We start from the raw sequence: 15219 nt of genomic DNA on the forward strand, positions 1-15219 counted from the left end.
CCGACTCGCAGAACCCGCGGAAAGGGAACCCGTGACCGCTTGGGAGGATCTCGTCACCACGGCTCTGCTGGGCACCGACCGGCGTCCGCCCGCGACCGGCACGCCGGGCCGCGAGGCTCCGGTGGCCCTGCTGGACGAGGCGGCCGTGGCGACCGTACGACGGCGGGCCGGGCTGCGTCCGGCACCGGCCGCGCGCCGCCCCGAACCGGCCCCCGCGGATCCGCGCCCCGCGCTGCCGGCCGCCGCGGCACGTCGGCTGGCGATGCTGCTCTCCGACCGCCCCGGTACCGCGGCCGGCGGCCGCCGGGGCACCTCGCCCGACCTGATGGAGCTGCTGCCGCAGTGGCTCGCGGCGGCCGGCGCACGCGGGTTCGCCGCACCCCCGCAGCTGCTGCCCGCGCTGCTGGACGCCGCCCGGGGCCGTACCGACCTGCGGCCCGCCGCGCTGGCCTTCGCCGGACCGCGCGCCCTGTGGCTGGCCCGGCTCAACCAGGACTGGCGGTTCGCCCTGCGCGCGGCCCCGGGCGGCGGCACGGCCCTGCCCGACCCCGAGGACACCGCGGCGATACGGCAGCTGTGGCAGGAGGGGCTGTTCGCCGAGCGGGTCGCGCTGCTGGCCGCGCTCCGGGCGCGTTCACCCGAGGCGGCGCGCGAGCTGCTGGCCGGGACCTGGGTGACGGAGCGGGCCGAGGACCGGCTGATGTTCCTCGACTCGCTGCGCACCGGACTGGCCGCCGGGGACGAGCCGTTCCTGGAGCAGGCGCTGTCGGACCGGAGCCGTAACGTGCGGACGACGGCCGCGGAGCTGCTGTCCGCACTGCCCGGCTCGGCGCTCGCCGGTCGGATGGCGGTGCGGGCCGGGGTGTGCGTGGCGGTCGATCACACCGGGGACGGGCCGGTGATCGCGGTGGAGGCACCGCCGGAGTGCGACCCGGGGATGGAGCGCGACGGGGTGGTGGCCAAGCCGCCGGCCGGGCGCGGCGAACGGTCCTGGTGGCTGGGGCAGTTGGTGGAAGCGGCCCCGCTCGCCACCTGGGCGGCGCGGCTCGGCGGCCGTACGCCGGCGGAGCTCGTGGCGCTGCCGGTGGCGGACGGCTGGCAGGGCGAGCTGCACGCGGCCTGGTGCCGGGCCGCCGTACGGCAGCGCGACGCCGGGTGGGCGAGAGCGCTGCTGGGGGTTCCGGCGGCACCGGAGGCGGGCGGTCCTGGCGCGGTGTCCCTGGCCGAACGGGCCAAGCTGCTGGGCACGCTGGAGGGCGGGGAGCGGGCCGACTGGGTGGCCGGCTTCATCGCGGCACACGGTCTGTCGGAGGCGTTCCAGCTGCTCGGCATGTGCGCCGTCCCCTGGTCCGCACCGCTCGGCCGGTCCGTGGTGGACGCCCTCAACATCGCGCGGGACGCGGGGAGTTACCCGTGGAGCTTCAGCGGGGTGATGGGCCTGGCCGAGCGCTGCCTGGACCCCGCGGAAGCCGCCCGGCTCGACGCCCTCCTCGCAGTACCGGACGAACGCGAGGACGCGTCACCGGGAGCCGGCGGCTACTGGGCGGAAGCCTTCCAACGCCTGGTGACGACCCTGAGACTCCGAGCGGCAATGCTCAAAGAGCTGGACGACCGCGCCCCTTGAGGGGCGCGGGGAACTGCGCGCCCAGCCCCCACCGTCCCGCAGCGCCCCACACCACGCGCACCCCCCAAGTCGGCCCCCCGCACATGCGGACTAGGCCTGCGTCGGCTGCCGCACGTTCTCCCGCACCCACTCCACGATCGACGTCGTCGTCGCCCCCGGCGTGAAGATCGCGGCAACGCCCTTCTCCTTGAGGGGGGCGATGTCGTCCTCGGGGATGATGCCGCCGCCGAAGACGAGGATGTCCTCGGCGTCACGCTCCTTGAGGAGGTCGATGACCGCCGCGAACAGCGTGTTGTGGGCGCCGGAGAGGATGGAGAGGCCGATGGCGTCGGCGTCCTCCTGGATGGCCGTGCCGACGATCTGTTCCGGTGTCTGGTGGAGCCCGGTGTAGATGACCTCCATGCCCGCGTCGCGCAGCGCCCGCGCGATGACCTTGGCCCCGCGGTCGTGGCCGTCGAGCCCCGGTTTGGCCACCACCACACGGATCGGGCCGGCTGCCACACCCATCACTGCCTCCATGACCATGAAACGAACACGCCAACATCCATCCGTACCGAGAAGTACCGCACATTCGGCGCGTTCCGCCACCCGTCGCAAGTGAACGAACGTTATCTCCAGCATCCCGCAACCGGCAGTTTCGCGGAGGTTACAGAGGGGGAAATCACACACAGCGGGACACGTCAGGGAGCCGCAGCGTGGTCCGCGGGGCAGTACGGGCCCACGACGTGGCATGGCGTCGCATCCCGCCACCCCCGCCGCCTCCGCGCTCGGACTCCCCATGAGGGCACACGGGGGACGGAGTCGTCCTCGGCGTGCCGACAGGAGGCCGGCCGATGAAGGTCACCGAGGTACTGGACCCCTTTCTCCCGTTCTGCCGCCGCCTCCTGCCCAGCAGACTCGCCGGACTGTCGCTGGCCCTCCTGAAGTCGACGGCCCTGGAGGCCGCGATCCTGGCCGGGCACCTGCTGCTCTACCCGACGGGCCTCACCCCGGAGCGCCGCCCGCCCGCACCGGCCCCGCCGTCCGCACTGCCCGCCGAGCCCGCCGACGGCCCGGCCCGGCTGCCGGTCCGGGCGGCCCCGCCGGTCGTGCTGCTGCACGGGTTCATCGACAACCGCTCGGTCTTCGTCCTGCTGCGCCGCACCCTCGCCCAGCACGGCGGCCAGCGTGTCGAGTCGCTCAACTACTCACCGCTGACCTGCGACATCCGCACCGCCGCCGAACTGCTCGGCCGGCACATAGAGGAGATCTGCGCGCGCACCGGCAGCGGCCGGGTCGACATCGTCGGGCACAGCCTCGGCGGCCTGATCGCGCGCTACTACGTCCAGCGCCTCGGCGGCGACCTGCGGGTCCGCACCCTGGTGACGCTCGGTACCCCGCACTCCGGCACCCGGGTGGCGCCGCTCGCGGACGCGCACCCGATCGTGCGGCAGATGCGCCCCGGTTCGCAGGTGATCGAGGAGCTGGCCCGGCCGGCACCCGGCTGCCGTACCCGGTTCGTGAGCTTCTGGAGCGACCTCGACTCGCTGATGGAGCCGGTGGAGACGGCCCGGGTCGACCACCCGGACCTCATGGCGACGAATGTGCGGGTGACCGGGATCGGCCACCTCGCCCTGCCCGTCCACCCGGCGATCGCGACCGGTATACGGCAGGCCCTCGACGAAACCCACCCCGAGGAGCGGATCGCGGGCGGTCTGACGGTGGCCTGACGACCCCTCTCCCTCGAACACTCCTCGAACACAAAGCCAAACCCGCGCCCGTCGTCCCCCGAAACACGGCCGAATGCCCGTTTCCCGAAACAGCGAAACCTGTTGAAGATTGTCGCGCCCGTATACCGCCGGGTACAGTCGCCGCACTGCTCTGCCAGCCCCTGTTGTCGAGGCGAAAGAGAAGTTGGTGAACGACCGTCACCCGTCGGGGACCATGACCACCCCGGCCCCGGCTTCCGATGCCGATCCGGCGCACTACGCGGCGTACAGCACCCAGGAAGCCCAGTACGGCGACTTCACCACGTACGGCGACCACACCGTCGCCGGCGCCTCGTTCCACAGCGATCCGCTCTTCGGCAGCCTCCCGGGCGAGAGCCGGTCCACCGGCGCGTACGACGCCACGCAGTGGCAGACGGCCGGCGGCCAGACGCTGAACTACGACCCGTACGCGGCCCAGCATCACGCCGCCTACGATTCCGGCGCCTACGACAGCACCGCGTGGACCATCCCGGCACCGGCGCCGTCACCCGAGACGATCGCCGACACCAGCGGTCACTGGGACGCGAACGCCTGGCTCCAGCCCGACCAGTCGGGCATGGCCGGTGCGACCCAGCAGTGGGAGTGGGGCACCCAGGCGTTCGACACCGGCGTGTACGACGCCACGCAGTGGAACTCCGACGGCACCCCGGCACAGAGCGCCGAGCCCGAGCACGAGCTTGCCCACGGGGAGTTCGAGGCGTCCGGAGATTTCGGCGAGTTCGGAGAGTTCAGGGAGTTCGAGGAGTCCACGGAAGACTTCCCGGACGGCGGGGAATCGGCCGCGACCGGTGAACTGCCTGAACTGCCTGAAGTAACGCCACTGCTGGACGACCAGGAAGAGATCACCCCGGCCACGCCGGAGGGGGCGACGACCCGCGCCGGTTCCCGCGCGGGAGCGCGTTCCCGCCGCCGTACGCCTCCCAAGCGGTCCGCGTTGCTGACCGTCGCCGTGCCCTCGGTGTGCGTGATGGGGGTCGCCGGGATCGCGGCCGCCTCCGTCGGCAGCCTGACCGACGACGGCAAGGACACCACGGCCTCCGCCTCCGACGGGCAGTCGGTGAAACCGTCCGCCGCCAACAGCAAGCTGGACGCCCAGCTGCGGACGCTCTCGGCGGGCGCCGACGACTTCGCCGACCGGGCCAGCCGGACGCAGGAGCGCATCGACCTCAAGGCCCAGCAGGAGTCCGAGAAGAAGAAGGCGGCGGCGGAGGCGGCCCGCAAGGAGCGGCTGCGCCCGAAGTACGCCCTTCCGGTCACGCAGAAAGGGCTCAGCGCCTACTTCGGCCAGGCCGGCGTGAACTGGATGTCCGTCCACACGGGCATCGACTTTCCCGTCTCCTACGGCACGACGGTGATGGCCGCGATGGACGGCGTCGTCTCCACCAAGTGGAACAGCGCCTACGGCAACATGATGATAGTGACGGCGAAGGACGGCACGGAGACGTGGTACTGCCACCTCTCGTCCTACCGTGTCGCCGCCGGTACGACGGTGAAGGCAGGCGACCCGATCGCGTACTCCGGGAACTCCGGCAACTCGACCGGGCCGCACCTGCACTTCTTGGTGCGGCCGGCCGGTGGCGCCGCCTTAGACCCGCTGCCGTGGCTGCGCAGCCACGGGCTCGACCCGACCTGACCGGTACCGGCGGGTCCCGCCGCGGCGGGACCCGGTCGTCCTACAGCTTCTCCACCGGCGCGTACCGCAGCAGCAGCCGCTTCGGCTTGGTGTCGCCGAAGTCGATCGTCGCCTCCGCGTTCGCCCCCGTGCCCTTCACCGCGACGACCGTGCCGAGGCCGAACTGGTCGTGGGTGACACGGTCGCCGACGGCCACCGAGACCACCGGCTTCTCCGAGGTCCGCCGGGTGGCGAAGCCGGACGCACCCGACGCCGAGGAGCGCGAGCGGGTCGAGGAGAGCGAGGCCGCCACGCCCGCCGCGGGCCCGGTGGAGACCGGCGCCATCGCCCCGGTCCGCTTCCACTCCAGATACGCGCCCGGGATCTCCTCCAGGAAGCGCGAGGGCGGGTTGTACGACGGCTGGCCCCAGGCGCTGCGCATCGAGGACCGGGTGAGGTACAGCCGCTCCCGCGCCCGCGTGATGCCCACGTAGGCGAGGCGCCGCTCCTCCTCCAGCTCCTTGGTCTGGCCGAGGGCGCGCATGTGCGGGAAGACGCCGTCCTCCATGCCGGTCAGGAACACCACCGGGAATTCGAGGCCCTTGGCGGTGTGCAGGGTCATCAGGGTGATGACGCCGTCGCCGTTCTCGTCGTCGTCGGGAATCTGGTCGGAGTCGGCGACCAGGGCCACCCGCTCCAGGAAGGCGGCGAGCCCGGGCTGTTCCTCGCCCTCTCCGGACTCCTGCTCGAACTCCAGTGCCACGGAGGCGAGTTCCTGGAGGTTCTCGATGCGGGTCTCGTCCTGCGGGTCCGTCGAGTTCTGCAGCTCGGCGAGGTATCCGGTGCGTTCGTAGATCGCCTCCAGGACGGTGGCGGGTCCGGCGCCGGACTCCACGACCGTACGGAGGTCCTCCATCAGCGTGTTGAACCGCTTGACCGCGTTCGTCGACCGCGCGGCCATGCCGTACGCCTCGTCGACGCGCCTGAGCGCCTGCGGGAAGCTGATCTTCTCGCGCTGGGCGAGGGCGTCGATCATCGCCTCCGCGCGGTCGCCGATACCGCGCTTGGGGACGTTGAGGATGCGCCGGAGCGGGACGGAGTCCTCCGGGTTGGCCAGCACCCGCAGGTAGGCCAGGACGTCCCGGACCTCCTTGCGCTCGTAGAAGCGGACCCCGCCGACGACCTTGTAGGGCAGGCCGACGCGGATGAAGATCTCCTCGAAGACGCGGGACTGGGCGTTGGTGCGGTAGAAGACGGCGACATCGCCGGCCTTCGCCTCGCCCGCGTCCGTCAGACGGTCTATCTCCTCGGCGACGAACTGCGCCTCGTCGTGCTCGGTGTCGGCGACGTAGCCGGTGATCTGCGCGCCCGCGCCCGCGTTGGTCCACAGGTTCTTCGGGCGGCGGGACTCGTTGCGCTCGATGACCGCGTTGGCGGCGCTCAGAATCGTCTGCGTGGAGCGGTAGTTCTGTTCGAGGAGGATCGTCGTCGCGTTCGGGTAGTCCTCCTCGAACTGGAGGATGTTGCGGATCGTCGCGCCCCGGAAGGCGTAGATCGACTGGTCGGCGTCACCGACGACGCAGAGCTCGGCGGGGGGCAGGTCGGGCGCGCCGGTGCCGACCAGCTCGCGCACCAGGGCGTACTGGGCGTGGTTGGTGTCCTGGTACTCGTCGACCAGGACGTGCCGGAAGCGGCGGCGGTAGTGCTCGGCGACGTCCGGGAAGGCGCGCAGCAGGTTGACCGTCGTCATGATCAGGTCGTCGAAGTCGAGGGCGTTCGCCTCGCGCAGCCGCGACTGGTACAGGGCGTAGGCCTGGGCGAGGGTCTTCTCGAAGCCGTCGGCGGCCTGGGCGGCGAAGTCCTCCTCGTCGATCAGCTCGTTCTTCAGGTTGCTGATCTTGGCGCTGAAGGACTTCGGCGGGTAGCGCTTGGGGTCGAGGTCCAGGTCGCGGCAGACCAGGGCCATCAGGCGCTTGGAGTCGGCCGCGTCGTAGATCGAGAAGGAGGAGGTGAAGCCGAGCTTCTTGCTCTCCCTGCGCAGGATCCGCACGCAGGCGCTGTGGAAGGTCATCACCCACATCGCGTTCGCGCGCGGGCCGACGAGGTGCTCGACCCGCTCCTTCATCTCGCCCGCGGCCTTGTTGGTGAAGGTGATCGCGAGGATCTGGCCCGGGTGCACCTGGCGCGCGCCGAGCAGGTGGGCGATGCGGTGGGTGAGCACGCGCGTCTTGCCGGAACCGGCGCCGGCCACGATGAGCAGCGGGGAGCCGGCGTGCACCACGGCCGCCCGCTGGTTGTCGTTCAGCCCGTCCAGGAGCGCGGCCGGGTCCAGGGCCGGGCGGGCGGCGCCGTCGCGGTAGTAGGCGTCTCGGTCCGGGGGCACGTCGAACTTCCCGCCGAACAGATCGTCCGGAATCGACTCCGGAGCGTGCTCGTCCTCGGGCGGCGGCGGGGGTTCCTCGTCATGGCCGCGGGGGGCCTGGAGGCTCGCCAGGAAGCTGTCGTCAAAGAGGCTGCTCATCGCTCTCCGAGTCTAGGGCGCCCCACCGACAACCGGTCGCCGCCCCGAAAACTCGCCCGGGTGACCGACCGGTTCCGCTCCGTCACGGCAGGTCGGCGCGGAGCACGGAGCCGCACTCCCCCAGCGCGAACCAGCGGCACCCTTCCGAACAAGTCACTCATACCGTCCCAGATGACCTTGCCTTAACAAGTTCTAACAACAAGGTCACGAAAATGTATCGGGCATATCGCACATCAACCTTCACAGAGGCCACACGAGTTGGTTAGCGTGCGAGGCGGGCCGCGCGACCCCCACCGGCGAACGTCGCCGGGCCGCACGGCCTCCGCCGAGTCCGGGGCGCCGCCGCGCATCCGGAGCCGGGGACCCACCGATCCCGGGGTGAATCGGTCCCGACTCCCCTCCGGGGAGCGGACCGTAGGGCAACCCTTCCGAACCACCCGCCCGAACCCGACAGCTAACTCGGTAGGCGGAACGTGGAAGGAGTCGCCTCCGTTGGCGTCGCACCGCAAGTCCCGGCCGTCAGGAACGCGCGCGGCGGGCATACGCACCCCCGCGCTGGCCACCGCCGCCCTCACCTCCATGGCCCTGTTCTCCCAGACGGCCGAGGCCGCGCCCCCCGAGGACGGCAAGCCGAGCCTGGAGGAGGTCGAGAAGAAGGTCGACTCGCTCTACCGGCAGGCGGAGTCGGCGACCGAGAAGTACAACGCCGCCAAGGAGCGGACCGGCCGGCAGCGCAAGCAGGTCGACACCCTGCTCGACGACGTCGCCGAGCGCACGGACCGGCTGAACAAGGCGCGTGAGGAGCTGGGTTCGTTCGCCGCGGCCCAGTACCGGACCGGGGCCGCCGCCCCCGACACGGCGACCTTCCTGCTCGCGGACAGTCCCCAGGACTACTTCGACCAGGACCAGCTGATGAGCCGGCTGACCGCACGCCAGAAGGGCGCGGTCGACGACTACGTCACCCAGCAGTCCGCGACCATGAGGAAGCGGCAGGAGGCCGCCAAGAGCCTCGAAACGCTCACCGAGACGCAGGACGACCTCAAGACCGCCAAGACCACCGTCCAGACGAAGCTGGCCTCCGCGCGGGAGCTGCTGTCGCAGCTGACGGCCGCGGAGAAGGCGCGGCTGGCGGCGATCGAGAAGCAGCAGGAGGAGGTGGCGGCCCGCAAGGCGGCGGAGCTGGCGAAGCAGCAGGCCGCGGCCGCCGAGCAGGAGACGTCGTCGTCCGCCGCATCGGGCAGCTCCTCTTCCGGCACGTCGAGCGGCTCCTCCTCCGCCTACGCCACGAAGGCCGCCAAGGCGATCGCCTTCGCCCGCGCACAGATCGGCAAGCCGTACGTCTGGGGCGCCACCGGCCCCGGCTCCTACGACTGCTCCGGGCTCTCCCAGGCCGCCTGGAAGGCCGCGGGCGTCTCCCTGCCGCGCACCACCTACGACCAGGTGAACGCCGGCACCACCGTCTCCCTCGCCGACGCCCGACCCGGCGACCTGGTCTTCTTCTACGACGACGTCAGCCACGTCGGCATCTACATCGGCAACGGCATGATGATCCACGCCCCGAAGCCCGGCGCCTACGTCCGGGAGGAGTCGATCTACTACGGCGGCGAGTCGATCATCCACAGCGTGGTACGCCCGGCCTGAGCCGACTGCAGGCCGGCATCTGCAGACGCCCGGGTCAGCGGCGCCCGCGCGCGAGCAGGGCCGCATGCGGCAGGGCCAGCAGACCGTCCTCGGCAGCGAACTCCGAACTGAACACATCGAAGTGACGCTTGATCTCGGCGCGGATCCGGGGTGTCTGGCTCTGCACCAGCTGCCCGCCGAACGCCACTCCGCTCGCAGGACCGCTCCACCACTCGTCGGCGCTCGCGCGGTGATCCCAACGCAAGGTCGCGCACTCCGCCTCGCGCAGCCCCGCCGCGTCCATCAGCCCGGTCAGGCCGCTCTCGTCACGGGGGAAATCATCCTCAGGAGCCAGCCCTGCGGGCAGATGCGGTGGGCGCACCGCACCCGCGGCCTCGATCGCACGGCCGATCAGAGCCTGTCCCGGCGCCGGCGGCGCCGCCCATGTCGTCAACGCGATCCAGCCGCCGGGCCGCACCACACGGCGCAGCTCAGCCAGCGCCACTTTGGGCCGGCCCACATGGTTCAGAACGAAGTTGGCCACGACGGCGTCGAACTCTCCGTCGGCGAAGGGAAGCGCGGGAAGAACGGCCACCCGCACATCAGCCGCGGGTGCGGCCTGAACAGCCAACTCGACCATGGTCGGCTCCGCATCCACGGCCGTCACCGTCGCGCCCCGGACACACGCGGCCGCGGCGACCGTCCCCGGCCCGGTCCCCACGTCCAGCAACCGCGCGCCTGGTCCGACCTCGGCGGCATCGAGCAACCGCGACACCGGATGGGCGCACAGCTTGGCGAAGCTTCCGGCATAAGCGGCCCCCCGGCCCGCCCAGATCAACCGCTCACTCTTGTCGAACGTCGTCATCGTCACCGGCGCCCTCCCTGACCTCAGCCGAGATCGACGTGTCGTCACGACCCTAGCCCACCGTCTGATCAGCGCGGACGGCTTGGAAGGCGGACGGCTTCCGCTGCCGCTGTCCCGCGACCGCGCGGTTTTCGGGCCGCACGCGCGCGTGGCCCGTTCCTGCCGTGGCCGGCTCTCCCTAGCATCAGCGGCATGTCCGGCATTTCACTCCTGCGCGCCTGGTGGGCGCAGCGTCCGCCGGCGGCGGGGGCCGCTGTGATGGCCACCGGCATCATGTCGGTGGGGTTGCACCTGGCGGGGGCGGAGACCGTGTCCCGGGTGGCGCTGGTGCTTGCCTGCGCGATGTGGGCGGCGCTGGCCGCGGACTTCGTCGTACGGCTGGTGCTCGACCGCCGGCGGTGGGCGGCGGAGGCACGGACGCCGGGCGCGCTCACCGCCGTGGCGGCTACGACGGTGCTGGGGACGCGGTTCTCGGCGCTCGGGTGGCAGACGCCCGCCGGGGCCCTGCTGGCGCTGTCGGCGGTCCTGTGGCCGCCGCTGCTGGTCCTCGTCGTGAGGCACTGGAGACCGCGGATGTCCGGCGCGGTGTTCCTGGCCTGTGTGGCCACGCAGGGTCTGGCCGTGCTGGGAGCGACGCTGGCCGCGGCCGTGACCACGGCGTGGCTCGCGCACCTCGCGCTGGTCCTCTTCTGGCTGGGGCTGGCGATGTACGGGCTCGCCGTGCCGCGGTTCGAGTGGCGGCAGATCGCCGCCGGACCCGGTGACCAGTGGGTGGCGGGCGGTGCGCTGGCGATCTCCGCGCTGGCCGGGGCGCGGCTGCTGGGCGCCGACAGTGCGCGGCTGTACCTGTGGAACGACGACGACAGCGGTGTCCTGCGCACGGTGACGGTGGCGCTGCTGGTCCTGGACCTGGCCTGGTACGTCGTGCTGCTGGCCGCGGAGGTGGCATGGCCCCGGCTCCGTTACGACGTGCGCCGCTGGGCGACGGTATTCCCGATGGGGATGACGGCGGCGGCGACACTGTCGGTCGCGTCCTCCGTCGGCGGCGCGTGGCTGAAGTGGCCGGGGCGGGTGCTGGTGTGGGTCACGGTGGCGGCCTGGCTGGCGGTGGCGGCCGGAGCGGTGGCGGCCGCCCGTGCCACCCGTGCCGCCCTCAGCAGGGCCCGCTGAGGATGCGGGGGATGCCGGGGGTGCCTGGGATGCCGCGGGTCACGTCCACAGGACGGCGATGAAGACGTTCACCATCGTGAGCAGGCCCACCACGCCGAAGGCGCTCTTCTCCACCTTCTCGTCGTCCCGTTTCACGTAGACGAGCCCGAGGATCACGATCAGCAGGGCGAGCTTCACGCCGATCTTGATGGTGTTGACGTGATGGCCGTCGGCCTCGTTGAGGCCGACCAGGATCACGCCGGTCGCGAGCATGGTGAACGCGCCGTGCAGCATCCCGGGGACGAACCGGGCCGTGCCCTGGCCCATCGCCTTCATCTGGGTGAGGAAGCCGCCGAGGAGCGCGGCGATGCCGATGATGTGCAGGCCGACGAAGAGATGGATGAGTACGTCCATGGCCCCGGAGCCTAATCAGGGCCTCCCGGGGCCCCGGGCACCGGCCCCTCTTTCTTTTCCCTCCCCCCGCGAGGCGCACCGCATATATGCACCCCATAGCACCCCCTGTCCCCAGCCTGCCCCGGAACCGTCTCTTCGGTCATCCCGTCCCGAGAAGCCGACGGCTCCGGACCGGAATCCCGTTCACATACCGTCGGGTAACGATCCGGTCACGCCAATTCCGTGCATCGCGTTACCAGCCCGACACACCCGGGCCTAGCGTCCTCCCCCAGGTGACCGACTCCCCACCGCCGCCCGGGCCAGGGGCGGCAGTCGGACACCACCGCCGAGAATGTCCGGCGGCGGTCCGCTCCCCCTGTGGCGGACCGCCGCCGGACGCGCAGTCCGCACTCCTCCGCGGTCGTACGAAAGGACGGGACAGTCCAGGTGGCAGCGCACCGCAAGCCCCGACAGCGCTCGCTCAGCGGTAACACGGCCCGCACGGCCGCCACCCTCGCCCTGGCGGGCGCGGCCACCGCGACGGCTTTCGAAGGGACCGGAAACGCCGAGCCGCAACTGACACCGGCACAGGTGAAGGCCAAGGTGGACCAGCTGTACCAGGAGGCCGAGGCGGCCACCCAGAAGTACGACGGAGCGAAGGACAAGGCCGACACGGCCCAGCGGCGGCTGAAGTCGTTGCAGGACGAGACGGCCCGCGCGCAGGAGAAGTTCAACTCCGCCCGGGACGCGCTCGGTTCGATAGCGGCCGCGCAGTACCGCGACGGCGGCATCGATCCGGCCTGGCAGCTGGCACTGTCCAGCGACCCCGACCGCTACCTGGACGACGCGGCGTTCGCCGAACGGGCCGGCGACCGGCAGGCCGGTGCGGTGGCGCGGGTGCGCGGGCAGCTGCGGGAGATCGAGCGGCTGCGCGGCGCGGCGCACGTGGAACTGACCGCGCTGCGGTCCCGGCAGGCCGAGCTGAAGCAGCAGAAGACCGACGTCAACGGCAAGCTCGGCGAGGCCAGGCGGCTGCTGTCACAGCTTTCGCCGGGGCAGCGGGCGGCGGTCACGGCGGACGGTGCCGACGCCGGCCGGGCCTCGCGTTCGGCCTCGGACGGCCGCGACGCCCTGAGCCCGGGCAGCGTCGCCGCCCCCGACTCCCGCGCCGCGGCCGCCGTCGCGTACGCCTACTCGAAGCTCGGCAGCCCCTACGTCTGGGGCGCGACCGGTCCGGACGCCTTCGACTGCTCGGGCCTCGCCCAGGCCGCCTACCGCTCGGCCGGGGTCTCCATCCCCCGCACCACCTACGCCCAGATCGACGCCGGCCGCCGCGTCTCCCGCTCCGAACTGCAGCCCGGCGACCTGGTGTTCTTCTACTCGGGCATCAGTCACGTCGGCATCTACATCGGCAACGGCCAGATGATCCACGCACCCAACCCGTCGGCGCCGGTACGGATCGCCCCGATCGACGAGATGCCGTTCGCGGGGGCCACGCGGGTCGCGTGAGCCCCCCCGGCAGGTCCCGGCAGGTCCCTGCGGCCTCAGACCAGGCGGCGCGCGGTCGCCCAGCGGGTCAGCTCGTGCCGGTTCGACAGCTGCAACTTCCGCAGCACCGCCGACACATGGGACTCGACCGTCTTGACGGAGATGAACAGCTGCTTGGCGATCTCCTTGTAGGCGTAGCCGCGGGCGATGAGGCGCAGGACCTCGCGCTCGCGCTGGGTGAGGCGGTCGAGGTCCTCGTCGACCGGCGGGGCGTCGGTGGAGGCGAAGGCGTCCAGGACGAACCCGGCGAGCCGCGGAGAGAAGACCGCGTCGCCCTCCTGGACCCGGAAGATCGAGTCGACCAGGTCGGTGCCGGTGATCGTCTTGGTGACGTAGCCGCGGGCACCGCCCCGGATCACGCCGATCACGTCCTCGGCCGCGTCCGACACGGACAGCGCCAGGAAGCGCACCGGCCGCTCGGCGTCCGCCGTCAACGGGGCGCACCGGCGCAGCACTTCGACCCCGCCGCCACCCGGCAGGTGCACGTCGAGAAGGACCACCTCGGGCCGGGTCGCGGTGATCACCGAGACCGCCTGGTCGACGTCGGCGGCCTCGCCGACCACCTCGACACCGGTCTGCTCGGTCTGGCCGATCTCGGCCTGGACGCCCGTCCGGAACATCCGGTGGTCGTCGACGAGGACCACCCGCACCCGACGCCCGGCCTGGTCCGCGCCTTCCGCCGGGCCGTTCCCCGGACCGTTCGCCTCGGTCGCGTCGCTCATGACGTCTTCTCCGCCCTCTCCATCTCCAGCTCGACCTCCGTGCCGCCGCCCGGCACGGACCGCAGCCGTGCCGTGCCGCCGTGACGCTCCATACGGCCGATGACCGATTCTCTGACACCCATGCGGTCGGCGGGTATCGAGTCGAGGTCAAAGCCGGGACCGCGGTCGCGGACGGACACGAAGACCGTTCTGCCCTCGACTTCGGCGTAGACCTGGACGGCGCCGCCCTCGCCACCGTACTTGGCCGCGTTGACCATCGCCTCGCGCGCGGCCTGCATCTGCGCGCCCGTCCGCTCGTCGAGCGGGCAGTCCCCGACCACCACGACCTCGATGGGGACGCCGTGCTTGTCCTCCACCTCCGCCGCGTTGCGCCGGACCGCTTCGGCGAGGGTGGCGGGCTCGTCGGCCTCGTCCTTGCCGGTGCCCTCGGGCTTGTAGAGCCAGGTGCGCAGGTCGCGCTCCTGAGCGCGGGCGAGGCGGCGCACCTCGCCCGCGTTCTCCGCGTTGCGCTGGATCAGGGTGAGGGTGTGCAGCACGGAATCGTGGACATGGGCGGCGACCTCGGCGCGCTCCTGGGCGCGGATGCGCATCAGCCGCTCCTCGGAGAGGTCCTGGGTCATCCGCACGAGATACGGGCCGGCGAGCAGCGTGATGCCGACGAGCACGGCCAGGGCCGCCTGGAGCACCGCGCCGATGTGCGCGGCGGAGCCCTTCATGACGAAGACGCCCGAGACGCCCGCGGTGACGAGCAGGACGCCGACACCCGCGCGCAGCAGGGTGAGCGTACGGCGCCGGCTGCCGACCTCGACCCAGCGGGCCCGGCGGGCGTTGTCCGCCTGGCGCCAGACGAGGGCGACACCCGCGGCGACCAGGACCGCGGGCAGGAGATAGGCCTTGGCGCCGCTGGTCAGGTTGACGCTGCCCACGAACACCATGGACACGACGACCATGAGGAGCAGGGCGACGATCTGGCCCTTGTCGGGTTTGCGGGCGACGAGTCTGCGGCGGCCGTCCGCCGAGGTCTCGGTGGCGACCAGGGACGGCGGCTTCTGGCCCCCGACCCCGCCGACGCCGAGGGGTACGAAGAACCAGAACGCGGCGTACAGCAGCGCGCCGAGGCCGTTGGCCGTGAACAGGCCGACGAAGACGAGCCGCACCCAGACGACGGGCAGGCCGAGATGCCCGGCGAGGCCTCGCGCCACTCCGCCGAGCCAGCGGCCGTCGCTGCTGCGGTAGAGCTTGCGCGGCGGCCGCGGGTCTTCGAGGGGCGCTGCTGCGGCTTCCGGCATGCCATCGATGTTCACACGCCCGGAGTTGCGGAGCATCAGGGTCGACCCCCGAGACTCCCCTGATCTTCGGTTTTCCCCTGGCGCCGGGGCGCCACGGCGCTGTTCGAACGTTTCCCGGTCCGGCCTCG

Annotated in this window: 12 protein-coding genes and 1 riboswitch; of the genes, 6 read left to right on the forward strand and 6 right to left on the reverse strand. The window is 72.0% G+C overall.

The genetic code is table 11. The annotated features are described in order from the left end of the window. Window positions 1–31: 31 nt before the first annotated feature. Entirely contained in the window at window positions 32–1624 is a 1593-nt protein-coding gene (locus tag ACWGKQ_RS06205) for a DUF5691 domain-containing protein (protein WP_453290679.1), read from the forward strand. Window positions 1625–1714: 90 nt separating this feature from the next. Here the strand turns inward: ACWGKQ_RS06205 and ACWGKQ_RS06210 are convergent, their stop codons facing one another. Then, a complete protein-coding gene (locus ACWGKQ_RS06210) occupies window positions 1715–2131 on the reverse strand; it encodes a cobalamin B12-binding domain-containing protein (protein ID WP_453290680.1) in 417 nt (138 codons plus the stop codon). A 326-nt stretch (window positions 2132–2457) separates the two neighbouring features. Between ACWGKQ_RS06210 and ACWGKQ_RS06215 the strand changes: the two genes are divergently transcribed. Together ACWGKQ_RS06215 and ACWGKQ_RS06220 are read left to right on the forward strand one after the other, a co-directional pair. Further along, entirely contained in the window at window positions 2458–3333 is an 876-nt protein-coding gene (locus ACWGKQ_RS06215; protein ID WP_453290681.1) for an esterase/lipase family protein, read from the forward strand. Window positions 3334–3520: 187 nt separating this feature from the next. After that, window positions 3521–5005 (forward strand): M23 family metallopeptidase, encoded by a 1485-nt coding sequence (locus ACWGKQ_RS06220; RefSeq protein WP_453290682.1) that lies wholly within the window; start codon window positions 3521–3523, stop codon window positions 5003–5005. A 40-nt stretch (window positions 5006–5045) separates the two neighbouring features. Here ACWGKQ_RS06220 and pcrA read toward each other — a convergent pair whose 3' ends face one another. After that, window positions 5046–7505: a DNA helicase PcrA gene (gene pcrA, locus ACWGKQ_RS06225; RefSeq protein ID WP_453290683.1), complete on the reverse strand. Its 2460-nt coding sequence runs from the start codon at window positions 7503–7505 to the stop codon at window positions 5046–5048. A 313-nt stretch (window positions 7506–7818) separates the two neighbouring features. Beyond that, window positions 7819–7989, forward strand: a riboswitch (cyclic di-AMP (ydaO/yuaA leader). Window positions 7990–7997: 8 nt separating this feature from the next. On the opposite strand from pcrA, the gene ACWGKQ_RS06230 reads away from it, so the two are divergent. Continuing rightward, window positions 7998–9146, forward strand: a complete 1149-nt coding sequence (locus ACWGKQ_RS06230) for an NlpC/P60 family protein (RefSeq protein WP_453290684.1) — start codon at window positions 7998–8000, stop codon at window positions 9144–9146. 34 nt (window positions 9147–9180) lie between these two features. Here ACWGKQ_RS06230 and ACWGKQ_RS06235 read toward each other — a convergent pair whose 3' ends face one another. Further along, window positions 9181–9990, reverse strand: coding sequence for a class I SAM-dependent methyltransferase (locus tag ACWGKQ_RS06235; protein ID WP_453290764.1), 810 nt, complete (start codon window positions 9988–9990; stop codon window positions 9181–9183). A 192-nt stretch (window positions 9991–10182) separates the two neighbouring features. On the opposite strand from ACWGKQ_RS06235, the gene ACWGKQ_RS06240 reads away from it, so the two are divergent. Continuing rightward, entirely contained in the window at window positions 10183–11160 is a 978-nt protein-coding gene (locus ACWGKQ_RS06240) for a tellurite resistance/C4-dicarboxylate transporter family protein (RefSeq protein ID WP_453290685.1), read from the forward strand. A gap of 39 nt (window positions 11161–11199) precedes the next feature. On the opposite strand, the gene ACWGKQ_RS06245 is transcribed toward ACWGKQ_RS06240, so the two are convergent. Beyond that, window positions 11200–11553, reverse strand: a complete 354-nt coding sequence (locus ACWGKQ_RS06245) for a hypothetical protein (protein WP_453290686.1) — start codon at window positions 11551–11553, stop codon at window positions 11200–11202. Between the two features lie 426 nt (window positions 11554–11979). Here ACWGKQ_RS06245 and ACWGKQ_RS06250 point away from each other — a divergent pair, with 426 nt between their 5' ends. After that, window positions 11980–13041: an NlpC/P60 family protein gene (locus ACWGKQ_RS06250; RefSeq protein ID WP_453290687.1), complete on the forward strand. Its 1062-nt coding sequence runs from the start codon at window positions 11980–11982 to the stop codon at window positions 13039–13041. 35 nt (window positions 13042–13076) lie between these two features. Here ACWGKQ_RS06250 and ACWGKQ_RS06255 read toward each other — a convergent pair whose 3' ends face one another. Then, a complete protein-coding gene (locus tag ACWGKQ_RS06255) occupies window positions 13077–13802 on the reverse strand; it encodes a LuxR C-terminal-related transcriptional regulator (RefSeq protein ID WP_453290688.1) in 726 nt (241 codons plus the stop codon). Further along, on the reverse strand, window positions 13799–15091 hold the full coding sequence (locus tag ACWGKQ_RS06260; protein ID WP_453290689.1) for a PspC domain-containing protein: 1293 nt from the start codon (window positions 15089–15091) through the stop codon (window positions 13799–13801). The genes ACWGKQ_RS06255 and ACWGKQ_RS06260 overlap by 4 nt, the downstream gene beginning before the upstream one ends. Between the last annotated feature and the right edge of the window lie 128 nt (window positions 15092–15219).

The sequence above is a fragment of the Streptomyces sp. NPDC054770 genome (assembly GCF_053611985.1).

Coding starts and splice junctions, on each gene's coding strand:
- ACWGKQ_RS06210 (WP_453290680.1), bottom strand. CDS start 2,131: ATGGGTGTGGCAGCCGGCCCGATCCGTGTGGTGGTGGCCAAACCGGGG.
- ACWGKQ_RS06215 (WP_453290681.1), top strand. CDS start 2,458: ATGAAGGTCACCGAGGTACTGGACCCCTTTCTCCCGTTCTGCCGCCGC.
- pcrA (WP_453290683.1), bottom strand. CDS start 7,505: ATGAGCAGCCTCTTTGACGACAGCTTCCTGGCGAGCCTCCAGGCCCCC.
- ACWGKQ_RS06235 (WP_453290764.1), bottom strand. CDS start 9,990: ATGACGACGTTCGACAAGAGTGAGCGGTTGATCTGGGCGGGCCGGGGG.
- ACWGKQ_RS06240 (WP_453290685.1), top strand. CDS start 10,183: ATGTCCGGCATTTCACTCCTGCGCGCCTGGTGGGCGCAGCGTCCGCCG.
- ACWGKQ_RS06245 (WP_453290686.1), bottom strand. CDS start 11,553: ATGGACGTACTCATCCATCTCTTCGTCGGCCTGCACATCATCGGCATC.
- ACWGKQ_RS06255 (WP_453290688.1), bottom strand. CDS start 13,802: ATGAGCGACGCGACCGAGGCGAACGGTCCGGGGAACGGCCCGGCGGAA.
- ACWGKQ_RS06260 (WP_453290689.1), bottom strand. CDS start 15,091: ATGCCGGAAGCCGCAGCAGCGCCCCTCGAAGACCCGCGGCCGCCGCGC.